Origin of the sequence: Collinsella bouchesdurhonensis (assembly GCF_900155365.1) — a bacterium.
Classification (GTDB): Bacteria; Actinomycetota; Coriobacteriia; order Coriobacteriales; family Coriobacteriaceae; genus Collinsella; species Collinsella bouchesdurhonensis.
In genome coordinates this window covers 81,914-106,723 of the sequence record NZ_LT699739.1, presented here as the reverse complement: position 1 = coordinate 106,723, position 24,810 = coordinate 81,914, and the positions used below count along the sequence as shown (strand labels likewise).

General features: G+C 58.4%; 18 protein-coding genes and 1 riboswitch. Of the genes, 6 read left to right on the top strand and 12 right to left on the bottom strand.

Annotated features, from left to right (window positions below):
* The 5 genes from BQ9843_RS02430 to BQ9843_RS02410 all read right to left on the bottom strand — a co-directional run bounded on the left by BQ9843_RS02430 (window position 1) and on the right by BQ9843_RS02410 (window position 9,111).
* Window positions 1-4,917 (bottom strand): InlB B-repeat-containing protein, encoded by a 4,917-nt coding sequence (locus tag BQ9843_RS02430; protein ID WP_075843763.1) that lies wholly within the window; start codon window positions 4,915-4,917, stop codon window positions 1-3.
* A gap of 354 nt (window positions 4,918-5,271) precedes the next feature.
* Window positions 5,272-6,585: a serine/threonine protein kinase gene (locus tag BQ9843_RS02425; RefSeq protein ID WP_075843762.1), complete on the bottom strand. Its 1,314-nt coding sequence runs from the start codon at window positions 6,583-6,585 to the stop codon at window positions 5,272-5,274.
* A 60-nt stretch (window positions 6,586-6,645) separates the two neighbouring features.
* On the bottom strand, window positions 6,646-7,068 hold the full coding sequence (locus tag BQ9843_RS02420; protein ID WP_022386375.1) for a hypothetical protein: 423 nt from the start codon (window positions 7,066-7,068) through the stop codon (window positions 6,646-6,648).
* Window positions 7,069-7,113: 45 nt separating this feature from the next.
* Window positions 7,114-7,554, bottom strand: a complete 441-nt coding sequence (locus tag BQ9843_RS02415) for an FxLYD domain-containing protein (RefSeq protein WP_075843761.1) — start codon at window positions 7,552-7,554, stop codon at window positions 7,114-7,116.
* Between the two features lie 327 nt (window positions 7,555-7,881).
* Window positions 7,882-9,111, bottom strand: a complete 1,230-nt coding sequence (locus BQ9843_RS02410) for an amidohydrolase (RefSeq protein ID WP_075843760.1) — start codon at window positions 9,109-9,111, stop codon at window positions 7,882-7,884.
* A gap of 149 nt (window positions 9,112-9,260) precedes the next feature.
* A riboswitch (Lysine riboswitch) is annotated at window positions 9,261-9,433 on the top strand.
* Between the two features lie 9 nt (window positions 9,434-9,442).
* Here BQ9843_RS02410 and BQ9843_RS02405 point away from each other — a divergent pair.
* The 4 genes from BQ9843_RS02405 to dapD are packed head-to-tail and all read left to right on the top strand — an operon-like array spanning window position 9,443 to window position 13,166.
* Window positions 9,443-10,750, top strand: coding sequence for a diaminopimelate decarboxylase (locus tag BQ9843_RS02405; RefSeq protein WP_075843759.1), 1,308 nt, complete (start codon window positions 9,443-9,445; stop codon window positions 10,748-10,750).
* 15 nt (window positions 10,751-10,765) lie between these two features.
* On the top strand, window positions 10,766-11,656 hold the full coding sequence (gene dapA, locus BQ9843_RS02400) for a 4-hydroxy-tetrahydrodipicolinate synthase (protein WP_075843758.1): 891 nt from the start codon (window positions 10,766-10,768) through the stop codon (window positions 11,654-11,656).
* Entirely contained in the window at window positions 11,649-12,389 is a 741-nt protein-coding gene (gene dapB / locus BQ9843_RS02395) for a 4-hydroxy-tetrahydrodipicolinate reductase (RefSeq protein ID WP_212745618.1), read from the top strand. The genes dapA and dapB overlap by 8 nt, the downstream gene beginning before the upstream one ends.
* A 57-nt stretch (window positions 12,390-12,446) precedes the next feature.
* Window positions 12,447-13,166: a 2,3,4,5-tetrahydropyridine-2,6-dicarboxylate N-acetyltransferase gene (dapD, locus tag BQ9843_RS02390; protein ID WP_075843757.1), complete on the top strand. Its 720-nt coding sequence runs from the start codon at window positions 12,447-12,449 to the stop codon at window positions 13,164-13,166.
* Between the two features lie 110 nt (window positions 13,167-13,276).
* Here dapD and BQ9843_RS02385 read toward each other — a convergent pair whose 3' ends face one another.
* From BQ9843_RS02385 to BQ9843_RS02355, 7 genes are all read right to left on the bottom strand, one after another.
* Window positions 13,277-14,284, bottom strand: a complete 1,008-nt coding sequence (locus tag BQ9843_RS02385) for a nucleoid-associated protein (protein WP_075843756.1) — start codon at window positions 14,282-14,284, stop codon at window positions 13,277-13,279.
* Window positions 14,285-14,350: 66 nt separating this feature from the next.
* Window positions 14,351-15,604, bottom strand: a complete 1,254-nt coding sequence (locus BQ9843_RS02380) for a DUF2974 domain-containing protein (RefSeq protein WP_075843755.1) — start codon at window positions 15,602-15,604, stop codon at window positions 14,351-14,353.
* 207 nt (window positions 15,605-15,811) lie between these two features.
* Window positions 15,812-16,762: an L-lactate dehydrogenase gene (locus tag BQ9843_RS02375; RefSeq protein ID WP_022386384.1), complete on the bottom strand. Its 951-nt coding sequence runs from the start codon at window positions 16,760-16,762 to the stop codon at window positions 15,812-15,814.
* 135 nt (window positions 16,763-16,897) lie between these two features.
* Window positions 16,898-18,064 carry a pyridoxal phosphate-dependent aminotransferase gene (locus tag BQ9843_RS02370; RefSeq protein WP_075843754.1) on the bottom strand — a complete coding sequence of 389 codons (1,167 nt, stop codon included), beginning with the start codon at window positions 18,062-18,064 and terminating at the stop codon, window positions 16,898-16,900.
* Between the two features lie 135 nt (window positions 18,065-18,199).
* Window positions 18,200-20,200, bottom strand: coding sequence for an NAD(+) synthase (locus tag BQ9843_RS02365; protein WP_075843753.1), 2,001 nt, complete (start codon window positions 20,198-20,200; stop codon window positions 18,200-18,202).
* Window positions 20,201-20,236: 36 nt separating this feature from the next.
* Entirely contained in the window at window positions 20,237-21,289 is a 1,053-nt protein-coding gene (locus BQ9843_RS02360) for a glycosyltransferase (protein WP_195906605.1), read from the bottom strand.
* On the bottom strand, window positions 21,282-22,382 hold the full coding sequence (locus tag BQ9843_RS02355; protein WP_195906604.1) for a glycosyltransferase family 2 protein: 1,101 nt from the start codon (window positions 22,380-22,382) through the stop codon (window positions 21,282-21,284). The genes BQ9843_RS02360 and BQ9843_RS02355 overlap by 8 nt, the downstream gene beginning before the upstream one ends.
* 174 nt (window positions 22,383-22,556) lie before the next feature.
* Here BQ9843_RS02355 and BQ9843_RS02350 point away from each other — a divergent pair, with 174 nt between their 5' ends.
* Window positions 22,557-23,579, top strand: coding sequence for a glycosyltransferase (locus BQ9843_RS02350; RefSeq protein WP_075843750.1), 1,023 nt, complete (start codon window positions 22,557-22,559; stop codon window positions 23,577-23,579).
* Between the two features lie 263 nt (window positions 23,580-23,842).
* Window positions 23,843-24,730 (top strand): hypothetical protein, encoded by an 888-nt coding sequence (locus BQ9843_RS02345; protein ID WP_075843749.1) that lies wholly within the window; start codon window positions 23,843-23,845, stop codon window positions 24,728-24,730.
* Window positions 24,731-24,810: the final 80 nt, after the last annotated feature.

The following is a 24,810-nucleotide window of genomic DNA, read 5'->3' as shown; positions in this document are numbered from 1 at the left end:
CTACTCACCGCCTTGCTTTTTGCGCTTAAGCACTGCAAGAACAATCACGCAGACGCCCAAAGCGATGCCGATAAACGGCCAGATGGGTAGATCGACTTTCTTTTTCTTAGCGGTTACCACAACTGCCCCGCGATCGGACGACTTCTCGACGGAAGTCTCGAGCTCATCGGAGTCAAAACCGGCAAGAAGCGACTCATGCTCGCCGGTCTGCCGCGCCGCATTGCTCTTGAGGACCCCTGCCAAAGACACAGTAGCGTGCGAAGTAAGGACGAGAGAGGTCGAAGAGGCGTTGCCCTTGGTCGAGACCGGGCGAGACGAAGGAACCGGCGAAGGCACAGGGCTCTCGTTCTTTGTCCACTTGGCATAAAGCGTCATATCGGCCGTCACGACGTCTTTGGAGAAATCCCAAGCCTCAGTACAATCGACATCCTTATACCAGCCTGCAAAGGTGTAGCCGGCATACGTAAGCTGCACTGAAGGCTCAATGGCGAGATGACCCTGTTTAACGCGCTGCGAGGCGGGAAGCTCAACGTCTTTGCCGTTTGCGTCGAAAGTCACCGTATAGCGCTTGAGGCGCTCACCATTTCCCTTGATAGCAAAGAGCTTGCCAGAGTCGTTGGTGTAGTAAAGGGAGCCATCAGATCCCACCGAGACGGACGACATACAGTAGTTCTGGTTTGCGGTGTCGGGTGTATAGAGGAGCTCCGCCTCTTCGTCGCCAACACGGTAACGATAGATGCCGCCGGGGTTGTTGTTGGAGGTAAAGTAGACGTAGGTCTGGCCATCCTGAACCGAGACGATGGGCTGGGACTTGACGTCGCCGCCCGCATCGTAACCGTACTGCCGGATATAGTTGCCGTCGGCCTTGCACACGGCATTCTCGACCTTCATGGTCGCCGCGTCGATAACGGCGATCTGACCGTAGTGGTACTCGTACTTCCCCTGATAGCCGCCTGTAAAGCCGTCTGCAGACGCGCCGCCCACGACGATCTTTCCGTTGGCGAGAACCGGGGTGGATGTGGAGCTGAACCCAAACGAAACCTTATCAAGCTCAGAAAGGCCGCCATCACTAGCCACCGAAAGCTTGTGGAGAACGCCGTCGTTGCTCACTACATAGAGCGTGGAACCATCCGCCAGAACCGTGGAACGTACACGGTTGGCAACCTTAAGGGTCGAGACGACGTCGCCCGTTGCCGGATCGACGACGCTCACCGTGCCGGAATCGTCGGCGATGACACCGTAACCGCCAGCGAACGCCATGCCAGACCAGTAGTAACCCACGGAGTTCTGGTTAGCCTTGTTCCACATGACCTGGCCGTCGGACAGGCGGACACACAGCAGGTATCCGCCGTAGCTGTTAGACCAATCAGCGTCTGCTGACCCGAAGTAGGCATAGCCGTCACGCACCGTAACGGACGAGAGGGACTGTTGCTTACCCTGGGTTCCATCAGGTAGCGCGTCGGTTACCCACTTGGTAGTAAGCGTGTCGACCGTGAGGGCCTGAAGGCGACCGGAGCTCAACGGCACCAAAATCAAGCCATTTACGTAGACCATTCGCGAACTCGAATCGATCGCAGCGGCAAGAGCGGCCTCGCCAGCCTCGACCGTCTCGCCCGTTTCGACATTCTTCTTGTAGAGCTTGGAACCCGCAGCAATATACACGTAGTCGCCAACGAGCAGAGGATCGGACACGTAGGTGTTGTAATCGTTGGGGTCCTTGAGGGCCGTAATCCACTTGGCCTCGGCGTCCTCGGTGGGAACAGGCGCATCCGTTACCTTGTCGGCACTCGTATAGCCAGACCAGTCGCTATCCCAGTCGGGACCGTTCACAAACGGATTGACGATGAGGCCCTCCAGGGGCTTCTCTTTATCTGCAGCGTAAACCCACTGAACCTTGTCTCCCGGCTTGAGGGTAACCTGGCCCGCCATCTTCTGAGAATACTGGCCGTTGATATACAGCTGCCAGTACTTGCCGGTCGACTGGTCCCATCCATACGTCTTACCTGCGCGCGTAATGCTGGCAAGGTAGAACGATGCACCGGACGTACCCTTGCTGTCATAGGTGAGACCTGCGGCCTTGAGCTCCTGCTCGGTAAGGTCGGCTGCGGTGGAACCGTCAGACATCTTGACGTCGGTGGCGGATGCCCACACGGTGTTGGTACCGTTCTCATCCGGTCCGATAAAGCTCACCGAAGCCTTAACGGTGGCCTTATTCGCATCGTCGAGGCTTGCACCAAAGGCGGAGTAGTACAAAGCAATAGAGTCGCCCGCGCCAAGCGTCACACTGCTGGCGCCAACCTCGGATGCTTTACCGTTTACGAAAAGCTGCCAGTACTTACCCGTGGCGGCATCATAGCCAAGCGTGCGGCCATCGCTTGAAGTGATATCGGAGAGATAGTAACCATATTCCGTGGTACTGGAGGTGTGAGCGAGACCCTGGGCATCCAAGATCTGCTCAATCAGGGCATCGGCAGTTGATCCGTAGCCAACACCCTGCGCGCCGTCGAACCAAACCTCATCGATGCCGTCGGCGCTAACACCCACGAGCTTGAAGTTGACCGAAATCTGAGGATCGGAGTGGTCGGTCGTACCCACCACACGATACGTCGCTTTAACTGGCTGATTGACCAGACTCTGAAGCTTGGCGTTATCCGGATGGGCCTGGGCGAGCGCCGCGTACTTCTCGTAGGTGAGCGAACTCTCCACGGTAACGAGCGCGTCCGCCTCTGGCTGCGTCACATGCAACGTCTCGTCCGCGATGACGGAGGTGTCGCTCGAGCGGTAGGTGCGCCACTTGGTGCCGGCCATGGAATCGTAGCCGGGCAGATCGTCCGCATGAATCTGGCCCGTCTCGTACTTCTTGGAATACGAAATGGTACCGTCCTCGGCAACCGTGGCAGAGCTCCAGGGGCTGAGGTTCGTGCTCACCGCGTCAACGGAAGTGTTGGTGCCCAGAATCGAGGTGGCGTAGGCATCCTTAACGGCCTGCATCTGTGCTACGGCAGCGTCGATCTCGGACTCGTCGATGGGCTTGACCGTCACGGTGATGTCGCGCGTGGCAGTGATGCCGTCGCGCGTGAGCGTTGCCGTAATGGTGGCAGTGTTGGAGCCGCCGGCGATGTCGCGAGTTACGATAACGCGGTAACCGTTTATCTTTGCTACGGAATCATCGTTGGACGCATAGGAAAGCTTCGCCGAGCCGGCACCGATCTTGCTCGCACGAGGCAGGTTAAAGTCGCCTTCGACGGCCGTGAGGTCGACAGACTTGGTCTTGTCCGCGTAGTCCACGATCTTGTCGTCGATCTTAGCCAGCGCGGCTTCGAGCTCGGCCTTCTCGGCAGCGATCTCCTCGGCAGACTTGGAGGCTACCTTGACCGGGTAGCCGTGCGTAATTGCAGTCGAGGGAGAGTTACCGTAACCAGAGACAAATAGTGTTGCCCGCACGGTAAACGTCACGTTTTTGTCGCCATTGCCATGAGTGTAGGCGACCTTGTAGACCGTGTTGTAATTGGAAGAAGTCAGCTTGGCCGCAGACGAATCGCTCGACGTCCAGGTAAGGTCGGCAACCTTCTTGCCTCCCACATAGAGCGCACCGGGAAGTTCCTCTTCCTTGGCAGTCGAGGGTGCGATGCCAGCCTTGACAGAGGCGGTAAGGGTCGCGGCATCGAGCTGTTCGCTCAGATACGTTTCAACTTTGGCTTGATCCCACGCGAGCGTCGAATTGAACTCGGGGGTGAATTCGACGGTTTCGCTGCCGAGCGCCAGCGTATAGGTAGGTTTGAACTGGCGCAGCAGCGACCAATCGGAATACGTGGTTTTATCCGCATTGGACAGGAAAAAGTACGTGATGGTGCCATCTGCAGCGATGCCACCCTGTTGGGCCGGGTCGGTCGCACCGAAGGTCACAGACTTGAGAGTCGGCTTCACGTTCGCGTAGCCGAGCGCCTTGAGCTTGGCGGAAAGCATATCGACGATATTGGTGTCGGTACCGTAGACTGGGCTCGGCTTCCAGGTGGAGAGCTTCTGCTTTGCCTCAGCGAGCGTCTTGGCATCGGGGGTCACAGGCGCGGTGGCGCCTTCGTCCTCGACAATCGCCAGCTTCGTGCTTGCGGTGAACTCGAAGTCCCATTTGCTCGAGCCATAGGTCACCTTGCAAGCAACGTACTTTCCCACCTGAGCGGCCGTAAGCTTGAACTCACGCGACGTTGCGCCTTCGATGGGCGTGTAGCCTGAGGCAGTGGGAGCGGAACTCTGCTTGTCGCCCACGTACCACTGGTACGTAAGGCGATCATACTCGGAATCGAGAATCTCCTGGTCGTCGTCCCAGTCGTCCCTGTAGTAGGCGCCGACTTTAATCGTATCGCCAACCTTAAGAGCAGTATTGGACGCAGAGCCCCAAACGATATCTTGGTCCTTGGCGTTCAGCAGACTGACGGAGTCGACCGTCACGTATGCTGCGGTAGCGATATCCGACTCGTCATCATCGCTCGGCACAGCGGACTCGGCTTTGGCACTTGCCTCGGCGGCAGTCTCCACTTTTGCAGCGGGCTGCGAAACATCCTGCGACCCGCTCTCCTGCGTATCCACAGGAGCGGCAGAATTACTCGAATCCGTGCCCTCTGCAGGCTTCTCATCCTCGGTTGCCACCGAGTCAGCACCGGTAGTCTCAGAGGAAGTGCCCTCCTCCGTCGGCTCCGCATCCTGCGAAGCGACAGCCTGGGCGATGCCCTCAGCGCCTTCGGCCCACAGCTGTGCCGGCGTGGTGCCAAAGACCATAAGCATGGTCATAAACGCCACAAGGACACGTGCGGAGGCTATTCTCATGTTCCTGATTGTGCGCGCCATTCGATTGCGCGCTCCCTCGCTCGACAAAGCGGCAGGCTGCCGCTCACCGCCGTGCGGTTGCTGTCCGATCACGTCGGACCTCCTTTCTCCAGAGCCGTGTGCCGCATGGGGCGACACCTAGATGGGAGGCGATCCGACTTGACATCATCCATCCGCGCACACCGCCCGATCTGCAGCGCACTGATTCCACGGATGTCCGAGATACGGTTACTGGTACAGCCGGGGATTCTCACCCCGATTCTCCTGGGCGCATGCGCCCGTGCGTCTCCGCACCACCATCTTGGCCATGTTTTACCGAAGTTATCCTACCACAGACCGCATGGTCTCCTACCTGCCGGAACAATCATCGGACGAGCTTTTCACGCACCGTTATTCAAGAGGCCCGAAGACGCACAGCCTGCACGCAACCGGCTGGCGTCGGCAGCTCTAGAGTTTTGGCAACGCGATAAGCGAGGCGCAAACGGTAACGGTAAAGCACATCACAATCACGCCCGTTCCAACCAAGCAGACCTGAAGCTGACCGCAATTTCGAAACACGGGAACGCGCTTCCACATTCCACGCTTATCGAGCAGAATGCTGACGAGAGCAGCAGGGACGACAACAGTTAACAGGTCGTATTCCATAACACGGAACCAAAACGGAAGTGCCGAATCAAACGCATTGGGATAAAAGATCGCAAATTGGCTACCCATGACGCACAAAGCCAATTCGCAGAGCAGCAGTAGATTCCAAATAACCCCCGCCCATCGCGGTATGCGACGCAGCAAACGAAGAAAAGAGCCAGCGACACCCCGCGCGTTCGAGAGCGCTCCCTGAGCCTGATTCACCATCGAATCGAAGGGGGCCAAAAGACCACCTGAGTTGGGCCCGGGGCGCTTCATCCATGCCTGCTGCGGCAGCGAGCTCACCGCGGAGCTCAATTCGCGAACGCTCGCATAGCGCTCGCGCGGATCAAAAGCGCAGGCCTTGCATATCACCCGTGCGATAGAATGCGCAACACCGGCTTCCTCGCAAGAAGACACATCCATAGCGTTGGGAGGCTGCCTACCCGTAAGACAAAAGAACAGCACCTTGCCCAAAGCATAGATATCGCTGCGCACACTCGTCTGCCCAAAGCCAAACTGCTCGGGTGGGGCATAACGGCGCGTGCCAAAGTGCGTGGTATCGCACTCGGCACCCTCATGCCACAGGCGGGCAATACCAAAGTCGATCAACTGCGGCCCCGAGGGCGAAATGATTATGTTTGATGGCTTAAGATCCCTATGAATAACAGGCGGATTGATACACTCATGCAGCTCGCGAACTGCCATGCAAATCTGTAAAAAGAGATATTTCACCGCCGCCGGAGAGACATTACCGCTCGATATGTATTCAGAAAGCGTAGGTCCCTCGACATACTCCATCACGACCGAGCGACGCTCGGGCCCTCGCAGGCATTCGACGATCTTTGGCACGTGGCCGCTAAAAAGCCCCACCTGCTGAGCCCGCTGCAACACCTCGTAAACGTCAGCTCCATCCGATTGCACGGGATATACCTTGCGAACATACCGCGGCACCGCGCTATTGAAACCACCGTGCGCCGCCGACGCACCAACGGGCACAACGACCTCAGTCGACCCCGTGGCGTCATCATCTTTTAGCACTTCGATTACGCGCCAGCGGTCGTCATGGCCGCAGGCGCGCAGAAAACAATCGAGTTCGCTGTCGAAATTACTCTCTATGTCACCTGTTGTATCCATGGGGCACATCATAGCAAGGCGTGCGGACAAGATTTCGAATCAATGTATGACGAAAAGCGTCTAGCAAATGGTATCTTCGCCCAGCCGATAGAGCTCCTCGTTAACCTTTTGCAGCGAGCGAGCTCGATCGATACAAAAGAGAATGATGGCGTCGCGTCGACACTTGGGATCCAGGCGCGCCACGCCCGCAGCCGTCAGCGCCCGATTGGTCTCGCGCACGCTCAAAGCCATAGCGAAGGCGATCTGCAGTACCTTGTTGCGAGATGGATGACGCTGTCCGGTAAAAATCTGGTAGCCAAAGGTCTCGTTAAGGTCGGCCATACGCACCACACGCACGCGTTCGAGATGCTTTTCTTCCAACAGCTGCTGAAGATAGTCGGAAAGGGAGATGTCTGGCAGCTCATGGCTGCCGAGAAACGAATCGACCGTCGGAGCATCCAGCAGCTCATGCAAAAGCTCTTCCGTCAGACGTTCGCGCTCCATCTCCCCCTCCTTTCATAAACAATTCGGTTAACACGAAACCGCTTCTTAGAAGCCAGAAACGTCCACGCGCTCCCAGTTGGCAACGTCCTCGGGCTTCTCCATGCTTGTCGCCTCGAACTTCCAGGTGCCGCCCGCCTTGAGGTTGTTGATGTTTGCGAGGGCTGTGCCGATCTGCGCGCCATCAGCATCATACAAGTTGTACTCGATCTGCAAGTAGCTCTTATCCTCATCGGTATTGTTGACGAGGGTGCCGGTGATCTTCACACCATAGGGGTTCGAGGTGTCGAGAGTCTCGTCCGAAATGGTGTAAGGCTCCTGCTCTGGCTTCTTCTCCTCGGTCTGCTCGGTCTTTGCGGCACCGGCGCTCGTAGAGGAGTCACTCCCCTTGTCGCCGCCGGAAAGCGAGCCAAACGCACCGAGCGCCACAAGCACAACGACAACAATGAGGACGATCTTGCCAATGGGTTTTTTCTTTTTCTCTGCCATGTTCTTTCCATTCTCCAGTCCAACGAGAACATACGTCACGTGATGTACCGCCCATGGTAAAGAGAGTGGAACTGTATTTCATTAGCTGGGAGCTAATGCGAGGGTGGATGGCGAATTTCGGCAGCGCGCAGGGAGGCCGCCCGCGCCCACTCAACGCCAAAACCCGCGCATAAACGCGCATATTTCGCCCTCCAGAGCAAAAAGTCGACGTTTGTGCGCGGGTTTTGATTTCGGTGATTCCGGGGGCGCCGGTCGCGACGAAGCGTTGCGACCGGCAGACGCCCAAACTCGAGTGCACGCAAAGGCACGACCGGCGGCCTCTTTGCCCTATGCCATATGCACGAGGCGCTTGTACACGTCCAGACCCAAAAGCAGGCGCTCCTCCGAGAAGAGCATCGTATCGGTATGGAGCGCAGCCGTGGCGTAGGCAGGGCACCCCTGCTCATCGCGCGGGTTTTCGACCGGCAGCCCACCATCCTCCGTCGCGGGAACACCACAGCCCAGCAGGAAGAACACTCCCGGTAGGTGGCGCTGGTAGAAAGAGAAATCCTCGGCAATCAGCAGTGGCTCCTCGATAAGCTCGAGCTCGGGCACCACCTGGTGCGCCAAGCCGAACAAAGCGGGATCGTTATCCACGGGCGGATACCCTTCAGCAAAATCGAGATCGTAGGTGCAGCCCGTAGCCGCACAGGCCTCCTCCAACGCGCGCCGGATGCCTGCGCGTGCACGGTCGAGCATCGAATCGGTAAAGGCACGCAGGCTACCGGCCAGGTGCGCCTCCCCCGCCACGGCATTGCACACCGTACCCGCCTCGACCAGACCAAACTTGCAAATGCACGGCTCTTCGGCGCCCAATCTATCCATGAGCTCACGCTCAGCCACCAAGAACCGCGCCGACGCGAGCGCAGCATCGTGCGACTCCGCCTCGTGCACGCCAAGAGTCTTGGCAATGTGGATGCTTTCACCGTGGATACGCACGTGCGTCTCGCTCGCACGCGCGAGCATGGGGCCCGCACAGGATGCAACGGTACCTGCCGGCAAATCGGGCCACACATGAAATCCGAAGATACGATCGACGTGATAGCGCTCGAAAACCCCGCTCTCGCACACCGTCTTAGCGCCACCCGTGGTCTCCTCTGCCGGCTGAAACACAAAGAGCACATTGCGCTTGAGCTCACCTGGATACTCGCGCAAAACACGGTCGACATACACGGCGGCCGCAAGGGCCATTGCCATATGGGCGTCGTGGCCGCAGGCATGCATCTTGCCCGGATGAGTCGAAGCAAAGCTCGCGCCCGTCGCCTCTTCAATAGGTAGCGCATCCATATCGGCACGAATCGCTGTCGTAGAAGCAGCGTCGACGCCCGCGTCGAAATACGCGCAAACGCACGAATCGCACGGATGCGTCACCTCGCAGGAAAGCCCAGCGAGTACGCGCTCTACATATGCCGTGGTCTGACCCAGATCAAAACCGAGCTCCGGAATGCGGTGAAGGTCTCGGCGATAGCGCACGATCCGTGCAAGGTCGGCGTTTCGCTGCGTATCGTTTGTATCCATGAGTGCCCTTCGACGCGTTTGATTGCCCGACATTATAGGGCACCCATCTTGCCCCAGGGCGTCGAGGCACCCTTTCGTGCAAGTATTACGAAACAGTGTCGTTGCTGCTCTTCGCCTTGTTTCACCATCATATTCATGATATTGTGGCAAAACTCGATAGAGGAGCGGGCGCGAAGACGTGTGGGCGAGCCGGCAGGCAACGACCCCGCACCGAGGCAACCCCGCCGAACTTGGTCGACCGGGCACGGAAGGCCAGGTGGGCTTGCGGGAAACACCCGCAAGACTGTCTGCACGGACATTCTGCAGGAGTGCTATCAGAAAAGGAGCCTCAATGGCAAAGACCCCCTTTGTGTCCAAAGACCAGCTGGTCGCTATAGCAAAGCAGTTCCCCACCCCGTTTCATCTGTACGACGAGGCAGGCATTCGCCGCAACATGGAAGCGGTGCGCGACGCGTTTGCGTGGAACCCCGGCTTTAAGGAATACTTCGCCGTCAAAGCGAACCCCAACCCGCGACTCATCTCCATCCTGCATGAGTACGGGGCGGGCTGCGATTGCTCGTCTGAAACCGAACTCATGCTCGCCGGCGCCATGGGTATCACGGGCCACGACATCATGTTTTCGTCGAACGACACGCCCGCAGACGATTTTCGCCTCGCAGCCAAGCTGGGAGCCATCGTCAATTTTGACGACATCTCGCATATCGATTTCTTCGAGCGGGTGGCGGGACCCATCCCCAAGACGGTAAGCTGCCGCTTTAACCCCGGCGGACTCTTCCAGCTGGCAAACGGCATCATGGATAACCCGGGAGATTCCAAATACGGCATGACCGAGGAGCAGCTCTTTGAAGCTTTCCGCATGCTTGTCGAGCGCGGCGCCGAAAATCTGGGCATCCATGCCTTCCTGGCAAGCAATACCGTCACCAACGATTATTACCCCGCCCTCGCGCGCATCCTGTTCGACCTCGCGGTGCGCTTGCAACGCGAAACGGGCGCGCACGTGGCATTTGTCAACTTGTCCGGTGGCGTTGGCATTCCCTATCGCCCCGAGCAAGAACCCAACGACATCCACGTTATCGGCGAAGGGGTGCGCCGGGCGTTTGAAGAGGTGCTCGTCCCCGCGGGTATGGGGGACGTCTCCATCTTCTGTGAGATGGGCCGTTTTATGATGGGACCCTACGGTTGCCTGGTCACGCGTGCCCTGCACGAGAAGCATATCTATAAGGACTATATTGGCGTCGATGCCAGCGCCGTCGACCTCATTCGCCCTGCCATGTACGGAGCCTACCACCACATCACCGTGATGGGACAGGAAAACGGGCCAGACAAATCCGACGCCCCAGCCACAAACACGTACGACGTAACCGGCAACCTATGCGAGAACAACGACAAGTTTGCCGTCGACCGAGCGCTCCCCCGCATCGACATCGATGACCTTCTAGTCATCCACGATACCGGAGCGCATGGCTACTCCATGGGCTATAACTACAACGGTCGCCTGCGCTCGGCAGAGGTCCTCCTGCGCGAGGACGGCACCTGCGAGCTCATCCGCCGCGCCGAGACACCCGCCGATTACTTTGCCACGCTCGACGTCACTCCCACAGGTCGGCAGCTTCTCAACAGCCTGAAGAACAATTCCTAAGAAAGGGACTCAATAATGGATATCCGCAATCTGGAGGGCTCGATCGTAGCTCTCGTCACGCCTTTTTGCGCCGATGGCAGCATCGACTTCGCCGCGCTTGAGCGCCTGGTCGACTTCCATCTGCAAAACAACACAGACGCCATTTTGGTGCTCGGCACCACGGGCGAATCCGCAACCATGACCGACGAGGAGGACAACGCCGTCGTTGCCGCCGTGGTTAAGCAGGTTGCCGGACGCATCCCCGTTATCGCAGGCTCCGGGTCAAACTCGACCGCCACGATGCTCGACAAGTCGCTCTCCTACCAGCGCTTGGGCGCAGATGGCTTGCTCACCATCACGCCGTACTACAACAAATCCAATGAAGAGGGCATCTACCAGCACTTCAAGACCGTGGCAGACGCCGTCGACATCCCGTGCATCCTCTACAACATTCCCGGCCGCTGCGGTTGCGGCATTAGCAAGCACAACGTCGAGCGCTTGGCTGCCCATCCCAACGTCATGGGCATTAAAGAGGCCAGCGGCAACGTTGCATTTGCGGCGAGCATCGCACATCTTCTGTCCGACGATTTTCGCATGTACTCTGGCGAAGACGCCCTCACTGTGCCGCTTATGAGCCTGGGCGCCTCGGGCGCCATCAGCGTCTGGGCAGATGTCCAGCCCGCGCTCGTCCATGAGATGTGCCACGCGTATCTGGATGGTAACGTTGAGCGTGCGCGAGAGATTCAAATCGCCGGTCAGCCGCTCATCCAAGCGCTCTTTAGCGAGGTCAATCCCATTCCCGTCAAAGAGGCCCTGAGCCAGATGGGCCTGCTCGACCTTCACTATCGCATGCCGCTCATGCCCATGGCAGACAACACCCGTGCCGCTCTTTTGGCAGCACTTAAGGAGGCAGATATCATTGCTTAGCACCATCATCATGGGGACGGGCCGTATGGGCTCGCTCATCAAGGCAACCGCCGAGTCCATGACGGACGCATCCGGCGAAGCGCTTTTTGACATCAAGGCGCAGATCGGCTTTGACACGGACGCGTTGGCCTCGGCTCCCGCCGCCAACGTGATTATCGATTTTTCCAACGCCTGCACCCTGCCCGCCGTTGCCGCCTATGTCGAACGCACGGGCGCAGCGCTCGTGAGCGGCACCACGGGCTACACCGCAGAACAGCTCGAGCAGGTAAAGCAACTGGGAAAGCACGCCCCCGTCATGTGGAGTGGCAACTACTCCATCGGCGTGGCGGCGCTGCGCCACCTGGTGGCGCAGGCAACGCGTGAGCTCCCCGGCTTTGATGTCGAGATCTGCGAGACGCACCACAACCAAAAGGTCGACGCCCCTTCTGGCACGGCAAAGATGCTCCTCGACGAGGTTATTGCCGCCGAACCCGAAAGCGACTATTACGCCCAATATGGACGCGAGGGTATGTGCGGCAAGCGCGATTCCAAAGAGATCGGCATGCATTCGCTGCGTGGCGGCACCGTTGCGGGCGTGCACACGGTGAGCTTCTTTGGCACCGATGAGGAAGTCTCCCTCACCCACCGTGCCACAAGCCGCCAGATTTTCGTAAACGGCGCACTTGCCGCCGCGCAGAAACTCGCAAAACGCGAACCCGGTTTCTACACCTTTGACCAAGTTATGTTCGAGTAGCCGGACGCCAACAAGAACCATACGCCGGCTACGCCCCTCGTTTTGAAAGGAAGCCCCATGTCAAACGACACCAATATGGATGCACAGGAGATCATCAACTTCATCGCCAACGCCAAGAAGAAGACGCCCGTGAAAGTTTACGTGCGCATTAAGGCAGGCAGGGCGGTCGACTTCGGCTCCGCTCACACCTATGGTGAGGGCGCGGGGCAGGTTGTCTTTGGCGACTGGTCTGAGCTCAAAGGTATTCTTGAAGCCCATGCAGACGATATCGAGTACTTTGACATCGAAAACGACTGCCGCAATTCGGCAGTGCCCCTGTTGGATATGAAGGGCATCAACGCACGCATCGAGCCGGGCGCAACCATCCGCGACCGCGTGTCCATCGGGAACAACGCCGTGATCATGATGGGTGCTGTCATCAACATCGGCGCCGTGATTGGCGAAGGCTCCATGATCGATATGGGCGCCATCCTGGGCGGCCGCGCCACTGTGGGCAAGAACTGCCATATCGGCGCCGGTACCGTTTTGGCCGGCGTCGTCGAGCCCGCAAGCGCTACGCCCGTTATCGTTGAGGACGGCGTGCTCATCGGTGCTAACGCCGTTGTGCTCGAAGGCGTGCACGTGGGCGAAAATGCCGTCGTCGCCGCCGGCGCCGTGTGCGTCGAGGACGTTCCCGCGGGCGCTGTCGTAGCAGGCGTTCCCGCCCGCGTCATCAAGCAGCGCGACGAGAAGACCAATAGCAAGACCGGTCTCGAGGAGGGGCTGCGCCAGCTGTAGCGACAGACGGCCTGCAGCAGACAATCGATTTGTAAGGCAAGGGAGCCCTGGGGAGCATTAGCTCTTCGGGGTTCCCTTTTCATATAACCTGAACTGTGCAGCCCGCCGCGCTATCGGTTCTCGATGCTGCTGATCTTCTTGAGCTCAATAGAGATGAGACCGTTGGGCTCGTTAACGAACTCGATGTAATCCGAGTTGGAGCCCATCTCGGCCGGGAAGCTAATCTCAATACCGGTATCGGTGCGAATCTTATGGTTGCGCACGGCTGCGCGCTCAACCTGCTTGCGCTCCACGGGCACGTGCTCGGGCAGTTTTTCCTCGCGCAGGGCGGACTTAACGCTCTCTTTGATCTGAGGACTGTCTTCGAACACCTCGTCGACAATATCCCAGGGCGGTAGCTCTTCGTCGTCCTCAACACGCTCGGCCACAGCGGCCTTGACCTTAGCAAGCGCCACCGCAGTGTTAGCGCCGTGCTCTTCGGCGACTTCCTCGACCACGCGCGTAACGGTGTCGATAGCCTCCTTGCCCGAGACGCCCGTTTCGCACTGCAGCAAGCCCTCCGGAATCAACATACGGTCCTCGCCGGCGATCTTGCGCTTCTTGTCCACGTAGCCGATCTCCATAGTGCTTGCGCGCACCACGCAGTAGCTCTGCAGCTTCTGCGAGGGATTGGGCAGAATCGCATAATGGCGAGCGATGCCGTTTACGGTCTGACCGGCATCGGTACCCACCTCGTGCATAAACGCCTGCTTGCTCGAAAGAAGCATCACGGCAAACCAGCGCACATCGTCGTCATCATCGAAATCGGCAACGAGGATATCGGTTGACTGGGCTTTGTCAGCACGCGAAAGCTCACCACCAATGAAATCAGCCACCTGCTGCGAAAGATCGATGAAGTCACGCTCACCATAGAAATAGCTCTTGAGCTCGCTGCCGAATGCAGATTCCTCGGAGAAAGTCGCTCGCTTGTTGTCCCCGCTTTCTCGCGCACGACGCAAGTGTGTGGTGACGAACTGACGGCACGCGCGGCTGTCTTCGAGATCGAGCTCGCGCTGGCTGATAACGTTCACCGCAGACTCAAAGTCCAGAATATGCAAGATGGCGTGATTGATCTTCATCGATATGCTCCTCGGTGCGAATTGAACCCTGCCATGATACCAGCACATGCGGGGCGCAAACCAAAACTACAGCGCCTTGTTCGAACCAGATCCGTATTCGCGTTCACGCAAGGCTGCGACTTTCTCTCGCCAAGCGGAGACTCCGGCGGCGGGCCCCAAAGACAATGACGCCCGAAGCGTCTCGGTCAAACTGGAAAGCTCGGGCAGTTTGGGAATCAGCGCGCAGCGTGCGAAAGCAGCCAGGGTATCGATGAGGAACCTCCGCGTATCGGAATCAACCTCGGAAAGCGCAGAAAGAATCTTTGGCACGTTTTGCTGCCAATCGGCAGCGATATCCGAAAAGTGCTCCGCGCCCGTAACGCTCAGCAGCCCAAACAGCTCGTCAATAAAACGGCCGCGCTCTGCAGGCGTCACGCCGGAAACCCATGCAGCCAGAGCATCATCCATATAGCGCGCGCCCGCCGAGAGACCCTCGCAATAGGCGAAATCGGTTGCCCCCTGCGGCACCACCCAGGAAAAGGGATTGTGCTGCAAAAGACCAAAGTCGCAGCTTTCGACCACAGCATAATCCTCTTGATGCTCAAAGATCATACCGATAATCGAAGAGCACGGGAGCGTTTTGTCAATCTTGCCCGCAGCCGCCAGCGCCTGATACTCCGCGCCGCCCAAAAACGTCTCATTAAAGCCAGGGCCATCATGGGAATACACGCGTACAAGGCGCTCGCGCACAGCGGGGTCGCACATGCTCGCCGCATAGACCGCAAGGTTTCCACCCTTGGAATGACCCCCGCACATAAGTGGGCCGTCCAGCGCGAGCGCGGCCGATTCAAGATATGAAGTCGCTGTTGTTTGCGCAGGCACAGGACAACGGAAAGACATGTTGAAGTCTTCCTTCCAGCCCACCATAGTCGAATCGGTTCCTCGAAAGGCAATGTAGACGCTTCCGTTGGGTAAACAAAACGTCATGGCGGCAAACTGTTCCTCCGCCGCCGCGTCAAACACCGCGCGATAGCCGCATACGCGCATGCCGCGATAGCGTGGATTGGCGCACACGGCGACCAACAAGTCCCAACTGCCCTGTGGATCCCATAGCTCCCCTGTCATGGACTCGCGACATTCCAGGCGCAAAAGGTCGCGAACGTCGACGCCCTCCCAGGTGTTAACAGAAGGGCAATCGGCAGGCAGCCGATAGTAGGCAAGCCAGGACAAAACGAGGCTATCGACCGCACAAAACGGTCGCTCATTCCATGTATCCAGAGCGGTTTGAGCATAGGTCAGGAAATTGCCCGAAGCACTCACGCCCTCTTTACGATCGTCCATGAGCCCCTCCCCGCTTCAGATGCTTCCGTCCTTCATCCTACCCAAACAGCAGACAGAATCGAAATGTGACAGATTAAACCAGAGGACTTTCTGTCACATTGCTCGTCAATATAAAGATGCAGGCCAGAACCAACAAGGTCCTGACCTGCATCTTTATATAATGTGTCGAAATAAACCTGTCGACTTTTTGACACACGAGGAGGGTTTTTACGCCTCGAAGTCGACGTTGGACATGACGTCCTTGAGAGCGTCGGCAGAACGATGCAGCTCGGCGTACTCCTCGTTGGAAAGCGAAACCGGCACGCGGCACTCCACGCCATCGCGACCCACGATGGTAGGCATAGAGATGCAGATGTCATCAAGGCCGTACTCGCCCACCATGAGGCTGGAAACGGGAAGGATGTGCTTCTCGTCGCGCATAATCGCCGTGCACAGACGGCGCACGGACATGGCGATGCCATAGTAGGTAGCGTGCTTCTTGGAGATGATGTTGTAGGCAGCGTTCTTAACGTCGTCGGCAATCTTCTTCTCGGACGCCAGGTGATCGTAGTGACCGCGCATCTCGCAGAAATCGTTCAGGGGCACACCGGAAACATTGGCGGAAGACCAGACTGCAAGCTCGGAGTCGCCATGCTCGCCGATGATGTAGGCGTGAACGTTGCGCGGGTCGACATCCAGGTGGGCACCCAGAGCCTCCTTGAGGCGTGCGGAGTCCAGCACGGTACCGGAGCCCAGAACATGGCTCTGGGGTAGACCGGACATCTTCATGGCGGCATACGTCAAAACGTCAACGGGGTTAGAGACGATGAGCAAAATGCCCTCGAAGCCCACCTCGCGAATGCGCGGAATAATGGACTTGAAGATGGAGACGTTCTTGTTCACGAGGTCAAGACGGGTCTCGCCCGGCTTCTGGGCAGCGCCAGCGGTAACGACGATGATGGCGGCGTCGGCAGCGTCCTCGTAATCGCCCGCATAGATTTTCATGGGATGGCCAAACGGTGTACCATGGCTGATGTCGAGAGCCTCACCCTCAGCACGGTCCTTGTCGACATCGATCAGGACCATCTCGGAAAACAATCCGCTCTGCATCAATGCGAACGCAGAAGAAGATCCCACAAAACCGCAACCGACGATGGCGACTTTCCTATCGTTAACCATGGCACTCCCATCTCTCTTGGGCCCAGCTGTCTCTCTAGGTCCAACCGAGGTTATTAACAAACCCATTATGAACCACTCGTCGGCTATTCATCTACCGCTTACCGAAAAAGACATGCAATTGCATCGATTGTCCTTTTAACCAACAATCCCTGCGGACGCGATGGCGGCAACGGCAGCGCGCAAACCATCGGGCGGAAGAACGAGCGCCATACGCACATATCCCTCGCCATGGGGACCAAAGCTCGCACCCGGGGTCACAATCACACCGGCTTGCTCCATAAGCTCCTCGCAAAACGCCATGGAATCGGTGCGGCCTGCGGGCAACTTGGCCCAAACGAACATCGAGCCGTGTGCGTTGGGGCGCTCCCACCCAAGGTTCTCAAGACCATCGCACAAGGCATCGCGACGCTCCTGGTACATCAAGCGCTGATGCTCAACCTCGTCGAGCGGACCGGTAAGCGCCGCAATGGCCGCCTTTTGCAGCGGCAGATACATGCCAAAGTCGATCTGGCTGCGAAGCTTGGAAAAAGCGGCAACCACATCGGAGCGCCCCACCAAAAAGCCAATGCGTGCACCGGTGACGTTAAAGGATTTGGAGAGCGAGAAGAATTCCACGCCCACCTCGAGCGCGCCGGGATACTGCAGGAAGCTGCCGCCACGCGGACCATCGAAGGTGATGTCCGAATACGCGTTGTCGTGAACGATAAGCAAATCATGTTCGCGTGCAAACTCGATAATTTTGGCATACAGCTCGGGCGTGCCCACCGATCCAACCGGATTGGCGGGAAGCGAAACGATCATGTACTTGGCACGATCTGCCACCGCAGGATCGATACCCTCCACATACGGCAGGAAATCGTGTTCGGCGTTGAGCGGATAGTATGCGAGCTCGCCACCGGCAATCTTCACGCCCGCCTCGAACACGGGGTAGCAAGGATCGGGCACGAGCACCGTATCGCCCTCGTCAAGCATGGCAAGGCCAAATACGCCCACCCCCTCCTGCGTTCCGTTAACGGAGCAGACCATATCGGGCGTAATGCCCTTCACACCAAAACGCCGAACGTAATAGTCGCACACAGCCTGCTTGAGCTCGGGCAGATCGCGCAGGGAGTACTTCCACATCTGAGGGTCCTGAATAGCCTGCGCGACAGCATCGACCACATGCGGGTACGGCTCGAAATCAGGTGTTCCCACCGAGAGATTGTAGATAGTTCGGCCCTCGGCCTCCAGAGCGACACGGCGGTTATTGAGGGCGGCGAAAACCTCGTCACCAAAGCGATCGAGTCGGCTGGAAAACTTCATAGGACGAACCTTTCGATTATGCGAAATAAAAACAATGCTCTTCAGTGTAGCGCTGCCGCACACCCGCGATGTTCAAAAAGGCGGATGCACGGCAGCGTTTACAAAGCAGCTTGGATTGCCAATACCCGTTAGCGTTTACAGGGTTTCAAGCTGCGCCTGCCAGAGCGCGACCGCGGCGTCACTCGGCATGCGCAGGTCCCCGCGCGGACTCACGGCAACGGAGCCCACCTTGGGGCCATCGGGCAGGCAGCTGCGCTTGAACTGCTGCGAGAAGAAGCGCCAGTAGAACTTCTTGAGCCACTTCATGATGGTCTCGGCATCATAGGTACCAACGCAGGCGCCATCGGCATCAGCGCCGCCCGCATAGCGCCCATCAAAAGCGGCAAGCGCCAGTCGATACACCTTTTTCGGTGCAAATCCACAGCGCAGTACCTGATACAGGAAGAAATCGTGCAGCTCATAAGGACCAACAAGGTCTTCGGTCTTTTGCGAGATCTTGCCGCCTTCCGTCGCAGGAAGAAGCTCCGGAGAAACCGGAGTGTCAAGAACATCAAGAAGGACGGTGGCAAGACCCTCATCGCCTTTAGCGTGCGCCTCGTCGGCAACATAGTGCACCAGATGACGCACAAGGGTTTTGGGCACACCGGCATTGACGCCGTACATGCTCATATGATCGGCGTTGTAGGTTGCCCAGCCCAGGGCCAACTCGGAAAGGTCGCCGGTACCCACCACCAAGCCACCCTCGCGATTTGCCACATCCATGAGAATTTGCGTGCGCTCGCGAGCCTGCGCGTTCTCGTACGTGACGGAGTGATCAGACTCGTCATGCCCAATGTCTAGGAAGTGCTGTCGTACTGCGGCGGCGATATTGACCTCGCGCAGCTCGCAGCCAAGCGCTCGACTCATGGCCGTCGCGTTGCCGTGCGTGCGGTCGGTTGTTCCAAATCCCGGCATCGTGATGGCGAGAATTCCGCTGCGGTCAAGACCCAGCAGGTCAAAGGCGCGGGCACACACCAGCAGCGCCAGCGTGGAATCCAAACCGCCGGAAACGCCAATCACCGCGCGACGGGAATGCGTGTGCGCTAAGCGCTTGGCAAGACCATGCGCTTGGATGGCAAAAATCGACTCGCAACGCTCCGCGCGGCGACTGGGGTCCGCCGGCACAAACGGATGCGGGTCGACAAATCGATCGTCAAGCGAGACCTCGCATACATCAAGGTCAAACGAGGAAATTGCATAGCCCGAAGCATCCGCCTCGACCGAGAACGTGGACATGCGGCGACGTTCTGCCGCCAAAAGTCCAAAGTCGACCACGGCGGCAGCACCTGCAGCGGCATGTCCCTCCCCTACACGGATAAGCTCGATATCGTTGAGGGGATCTGCCTCGCGCAGCATGCGGCCGTTCTCGGCAACCAAGCAGTGGCCACCATAGACTACATCTTGCGTCGATTCGCCCCAGCCGGCACTGGCGTAAGCGTAGGCGCACATAAGGCGAGCGCTGGTGGAAGCAACCAGGTTGCGGCGATAGTCCGCCTTGCCCACCAACTCATTAGAAGCCGAGAGGTTGCAGACAAGCGTGGCACCTGCACGAACGGCATCGGTACTCGGAGGATTGGGGACCCAAAGGTCCTCGCAGATCTCTGCGGCAACGACAAGGCCCGGCATGGTATCGCACTCAAAAAGCTGCTCGGTGCCAAACGGAACCTCATCGCAGCCGGCAAAACGGACCATGCTCACCGAAGTAGGGCCGCAACAGAAGCGGCGGCCTTCGTAGAACTCACCGTACATGGGGATATTCCGCTTGGGCACAAGGCCCAAAAGCTCGCCATGGCACAGCACCGCGGCACAGTTGTAGAGCTTCGCTGCCACGCGCACGGGCACGCCCACAAGCACGAGGGCATCGACGCCTGCCGTCTCTTCGGCCAAGCGGGCCACGCCCTTCTCGGCGGCATCGAGCAGCACCTCTTGTAAAAAAAGATCCTCGCAAGTATATGAGGTGATAGCAAGCTCTGGAAGCACCACAACCTGGGCTTTCGCCGCGCGCACGGCATCGGCGCACGCATCGACGTTGTAGTCGACATCTGCCACGCGCAGTGCCGGCGTCATCGCGGCAACTCGAACAAACCCGTCTTTCATGTCAATCTCCCTCGCATTGAACGTGTAGCGGATGCGTCAGATAAAACGCTCCACGCAAGTTTTCACACCGCGTGTGGCAGCAAAAAAGGCAATCAGGTCACGCTTTCTCATCTCGAACCCCGATTCTGCGCCCTGCGCCACGGCGAACGCCGCACGCCGCTGCGCTCCCTTGGGCGGAAGCGTGTACCATTTCTCTCCGTAGACGTCGCGCAACAAGCGAGATAGATGCAGCGCGCACGCGTCTGCCTCTGCAGATGGCAGGCGCACCAGATCGAACAGCGTCAAGTCCAGACACCAAGCAACCATCTCGCCTGGACACAGCCCGAGCAGGCCACGTTTACGCCATTCGTCAAAAATCACCTCGAACATCAAGAGATGCTGCTCGACCTTCTGCGCACGCGACGCCTCGGTGTTATACACATGGGTGAGCGATCCATCCGTCATGCGATAGTGATAGAGCTTATCGGGAATGAGCACCGTCTTCTTGCTCAATGGGTAAACGATAAACTGATACGGAACATCCTCGGCAAAGCGCAAGCGCGTCGAGAAGCGAATGTTCTCGCGCTCCATAAACGCACGGCGCATAGCGGTGCGCCAGGCATAAGGCTGAGCATTCGCAGAGAAGAGCAGCGCGGCATCGAAGGTATCAAACGTTGCCGCAGCGGGACTGAGCAGCTGCCGTATGCGCTTTGAAGCACGGTCCTCGGGCTCACACACCGCGCCAAACGTCACCACGTCGGCATCAGTCGCATCGAACACCTCCACAAGCCGCCGGCAAAGATCGGGCGACACGGTATCGTCGGAATCGACAAAGTCGACGATGCGCCCGCGCGCGACATCCATGCCCGCATTGCGCGCAGCGGAAAGTCCCTGGTTTTGCTGGGTTATCACACAAATACGCGCATCTCGAGACGCGTATGACTCAAGGATGCTCGCGCAGTTATCGGGCGAGCCATCGTTGACGCAGATAATCTCGATATCGGCCTCGGTCTGCGCAAGGAGTGAATCCAGGCACGCGCCGAGCGTGGCTTCGGATTTATAAACCGGAACGATAAGGGAAACGGCAGGCGCCAACGTTGAGCTACTCATGGTCCGACCTACTTTTTGCATAGGCAAGAAGGAGCCCAGGGCCTCCAAGCTTGAGATAATGCATCGCGCGTCCAAACTTGCCCGAAGTCGCATAGCGCTCGTTTGCCCATGCCCACGCAGCGGGATCTTTCAAGATGCTCTCCAGGTTCGCACGCTTCCAGGGCTTAAGGTCGGCAAGCTCGAATGTATGGTCATCAAGCGCTACCTTGAACTCGGACGCCATGCGCTCCAAGAACATCACGCGAAACTGCGGTGCTAGACGCACATAGCTCCACATATAGGAGTCGTACTTCACCGCCTGGCAAATGCGCGCCAGGCGCGCCGCCTCCTCCTCACCGCAACGCTCGGCATACTCGCACGAGAGCCAACGCTCAATCTCCGCGTATTCGTCGTTGACGCAAAAGACCTTGTTGGAAGCATTGACCGAGGAGCCTTCGTTGTCCTGACGATACGAGAGGATCGAATCGTGGATCCACACCGCTCGGTCCGCCAAGGCAAACGCTTTGAACGTAAAGGAGGCATCCTGGAATGCGGCGCCCGGCGTAGGGAGGAAACGAATATTGCCATCTTCCAGGAAATCACGCCGATAGACGGCAGACCAGATAGAAGGCTTCTGGTGGAATGCAAAGGCATCCGCCGCGGGGCGCACGACCTTGCCACAGCGGTTGGGAGAAAACATCTCAAAAAGCTCGCGGTGCTCCTCGGGCGTCGACCAATAGAGGTCGAAGTTTCCCTTGACGATCTGGGCATCGTGAGCGCGCGCGACATGTACCAGCTTCTCGAGCGCATCGGGCGCCATGAAATCGTCCGACTCCAAAATGCCAACGTACTCGCCGCGCGCCTGGTCGAGGCCCCGGTTCATAGAGTCGCCGTATCCGGAGTTGGCCTTGTCGATCATGACGAAGCGCGCATCGCGCTCCATGTACTCGCGGATAATCGCAGGGCTCGAATCGGTAGAACCGTCATTAATGCAGATAATCTCGATGTTCTCGAGCGTCTGTGCCGCAGCGGAATCGAGGCACTGCCGAAGATAGCGCTCCACGTTATAGATGGGAACCAGAAGCGATAGCACCGGTTGAGCATGTTGGTCCACAAAGCCACCTTTCGAGCCAAAATTGATTGGTTCCATAATACCCCGCCGTGCCCAAGCGCACGCCGGCACGAGGCGTCGCCTCCCAGACATCATCGGAATACGCGGTTTTTCTCAAGATGCCGCAGGGACTCTATAATGGATTCATCGGAAATGACGTCGTAAAGGTCTTCAAACGTGAGCGAAATCCAAACAGCTGGCACATCCGCATCGCCCATCGAGCGTCTTGCGCTCGTCGTGGTCACCTATAAGCGCCAAGAAATGCTCGCAAACCTTTTTGATTCAATCGCCGCGCTTGACGATGCCCCCTGGCGCATCGTCATCGTGGATAACGAGAACTCCCCCGCCACCAAACAGATGGTGGCGAAATTCAACGAGCGCTGCCTTACCCTTTGGGGCCACGGTGACGAGGCAGATACCGAAGGAAGCGCAGATCGCGCGGTCTACGCCCCACAGCTTGAAAACACAGGCGGCGCCGGCGGCTTCTCGGCCGGCGTTAAGCGTGCCTATGAGCTGGGTGCCCAGTGGTTTTGGGTCATGGACGACGATGTGCTCGTTATCCCCCAGGCAATCTCGCGCCTGGCTAAGTGGACCGACCGCTACGACGCAATCCAAGGATCGCGCCTTGATTTCGATGGCGGCCCCTTCTTTTGGCAGTATCAGCTCATTGTGCCCCTGGGCATCCCCAACCCGGTAGCCCCCGCCAACCTAGGAGAGGCCGGATGCAAGCCAATGAATCAGCTCTGCTTTGAAGGTGGCCTCTTTAGCCGCCGCGTGGTGCAGAAGATCGGCTACCCCGACGCGCGTTTCTTCATCTATGGAGACGACGCCTGCTATGGCTACCTCGCCAGCAAGCACTTCCCCGCCGCCGTGGTATCCGACCTCATCCTGCAGCGCGCCCGCGTGGTCTCGAACTGGGACATCGCCGGAAAGCGTCAGCTCAACTCCACCAGCGATACCAACCGCTACTACATCATGCGCAACCGCGCCTATCTCGCTCGCTATCTCAAGCTCTACGGCGATTACAATCCGGTACTCTTCCGCCTGGGCAATGTCGCCACCTTCTGCAAGGAGCTCATCCGCCTTGCCGTTGTAGACAAGACGTTCAAGACCGGTGTACCCGCGCTGCGCCGCGGATGGAAAGATGGAGCAAAAATTCTCTCCGACCCCTCCTGGAAGCCCATGCCACCCGTCGAATAGCAGCCACGCGATCAAGCGCCCGACAACCGGGCGCTTTTTTATCGCAAAGCGAGCACCTCGCGTCTATGCTCGCAGGAGTCGAACCCTCACAGAAGCGATGCAAAACCAACACAGCCTCTTAACGTCTGTTGGCACTTTCTGTTGACTCACGCGAATGCGTTCATAAACGCGACCTGGGGTACAACAATCGAGTGCGCGCCACGCGCACACCGCGAAACGCAGCCCTAAACGAACCACCTATGCCGCGGGAGGAGAACTCCGCCATGGCCCTTAATAATGCACAAGAGCGCTACACCGACACCCGTCGCACCCGTGTCTACCAGCGCGAACAAGAACAGTTTATCGGACAAACCCAAGCGATTGCGCCTAAGGAGAAGTTGCTCGAGGGACTTTCCATCCCTCAGGTTATCGCCGGCGCCGCAGCAGCTGCGACCTCTGTCGCGCTCGCCTCGCATATTGGCATCGCGGGCTCGGTGATCGGCGCAGCAGTAAGCTCCATCGTGACCGTGCTGAGCTCTCAGATCTATCGCCATTTCCTTTCGGCAGGCGCCGCAAAGCTCAAGCACGAGCCCGAACGGCCCGGTCCTTCGAGCGCCTACGTGTCGGGCTATGGCTATAGCGAGCGCGCCGCACAAGGCTATTACGATCGTCAGCCCGCGCGCTACGGGGCACGCATCGCCCCCACTAAACTCCAGGCGCGCGCCGCGGCCGAACGCGCGGCAACCCAACGCAAAGTCGTGATGTTCTCTGTTGGAACGGCAGTGCTCGCTGTTGCTCTGAGCGTGGCGATCATCCTTGCCCTCACCGAAGGGAAAGGCCTGGGCGAGCGCGTACCCGCTCCCTGGTCTGCGGCAGAGCCCGCCCAGGAGCAATCGGACAAAACGCCGGAGACGCCGCAGGCCGAGGCCGCCGCGTCGACCAGCCAAGACACCGCAGCAAGCAACGACGCATCTACTAGCTCCACCCCCTCGAGCGGCACCGGTCAAAACCAAGACTCGTCTTCCGCAACCGGAAACAATGGAACTACGTCAAACGGAACCTCCGACTCCGAGGCATCCGGCACCGGCAAGGAAGACAGCTCGGATTCTCAAACCTCGTCTGGAAACTCGACCAAAGGTAACGCCGATACGACAAGTAGCACGTCCGCATAGGCTGCAAAGCGCTATCTAAGGCGTTTGAATCCATAGGGTGGGTGGTACCATAACCTGCAGACAGACTCAGGTTAGGATTT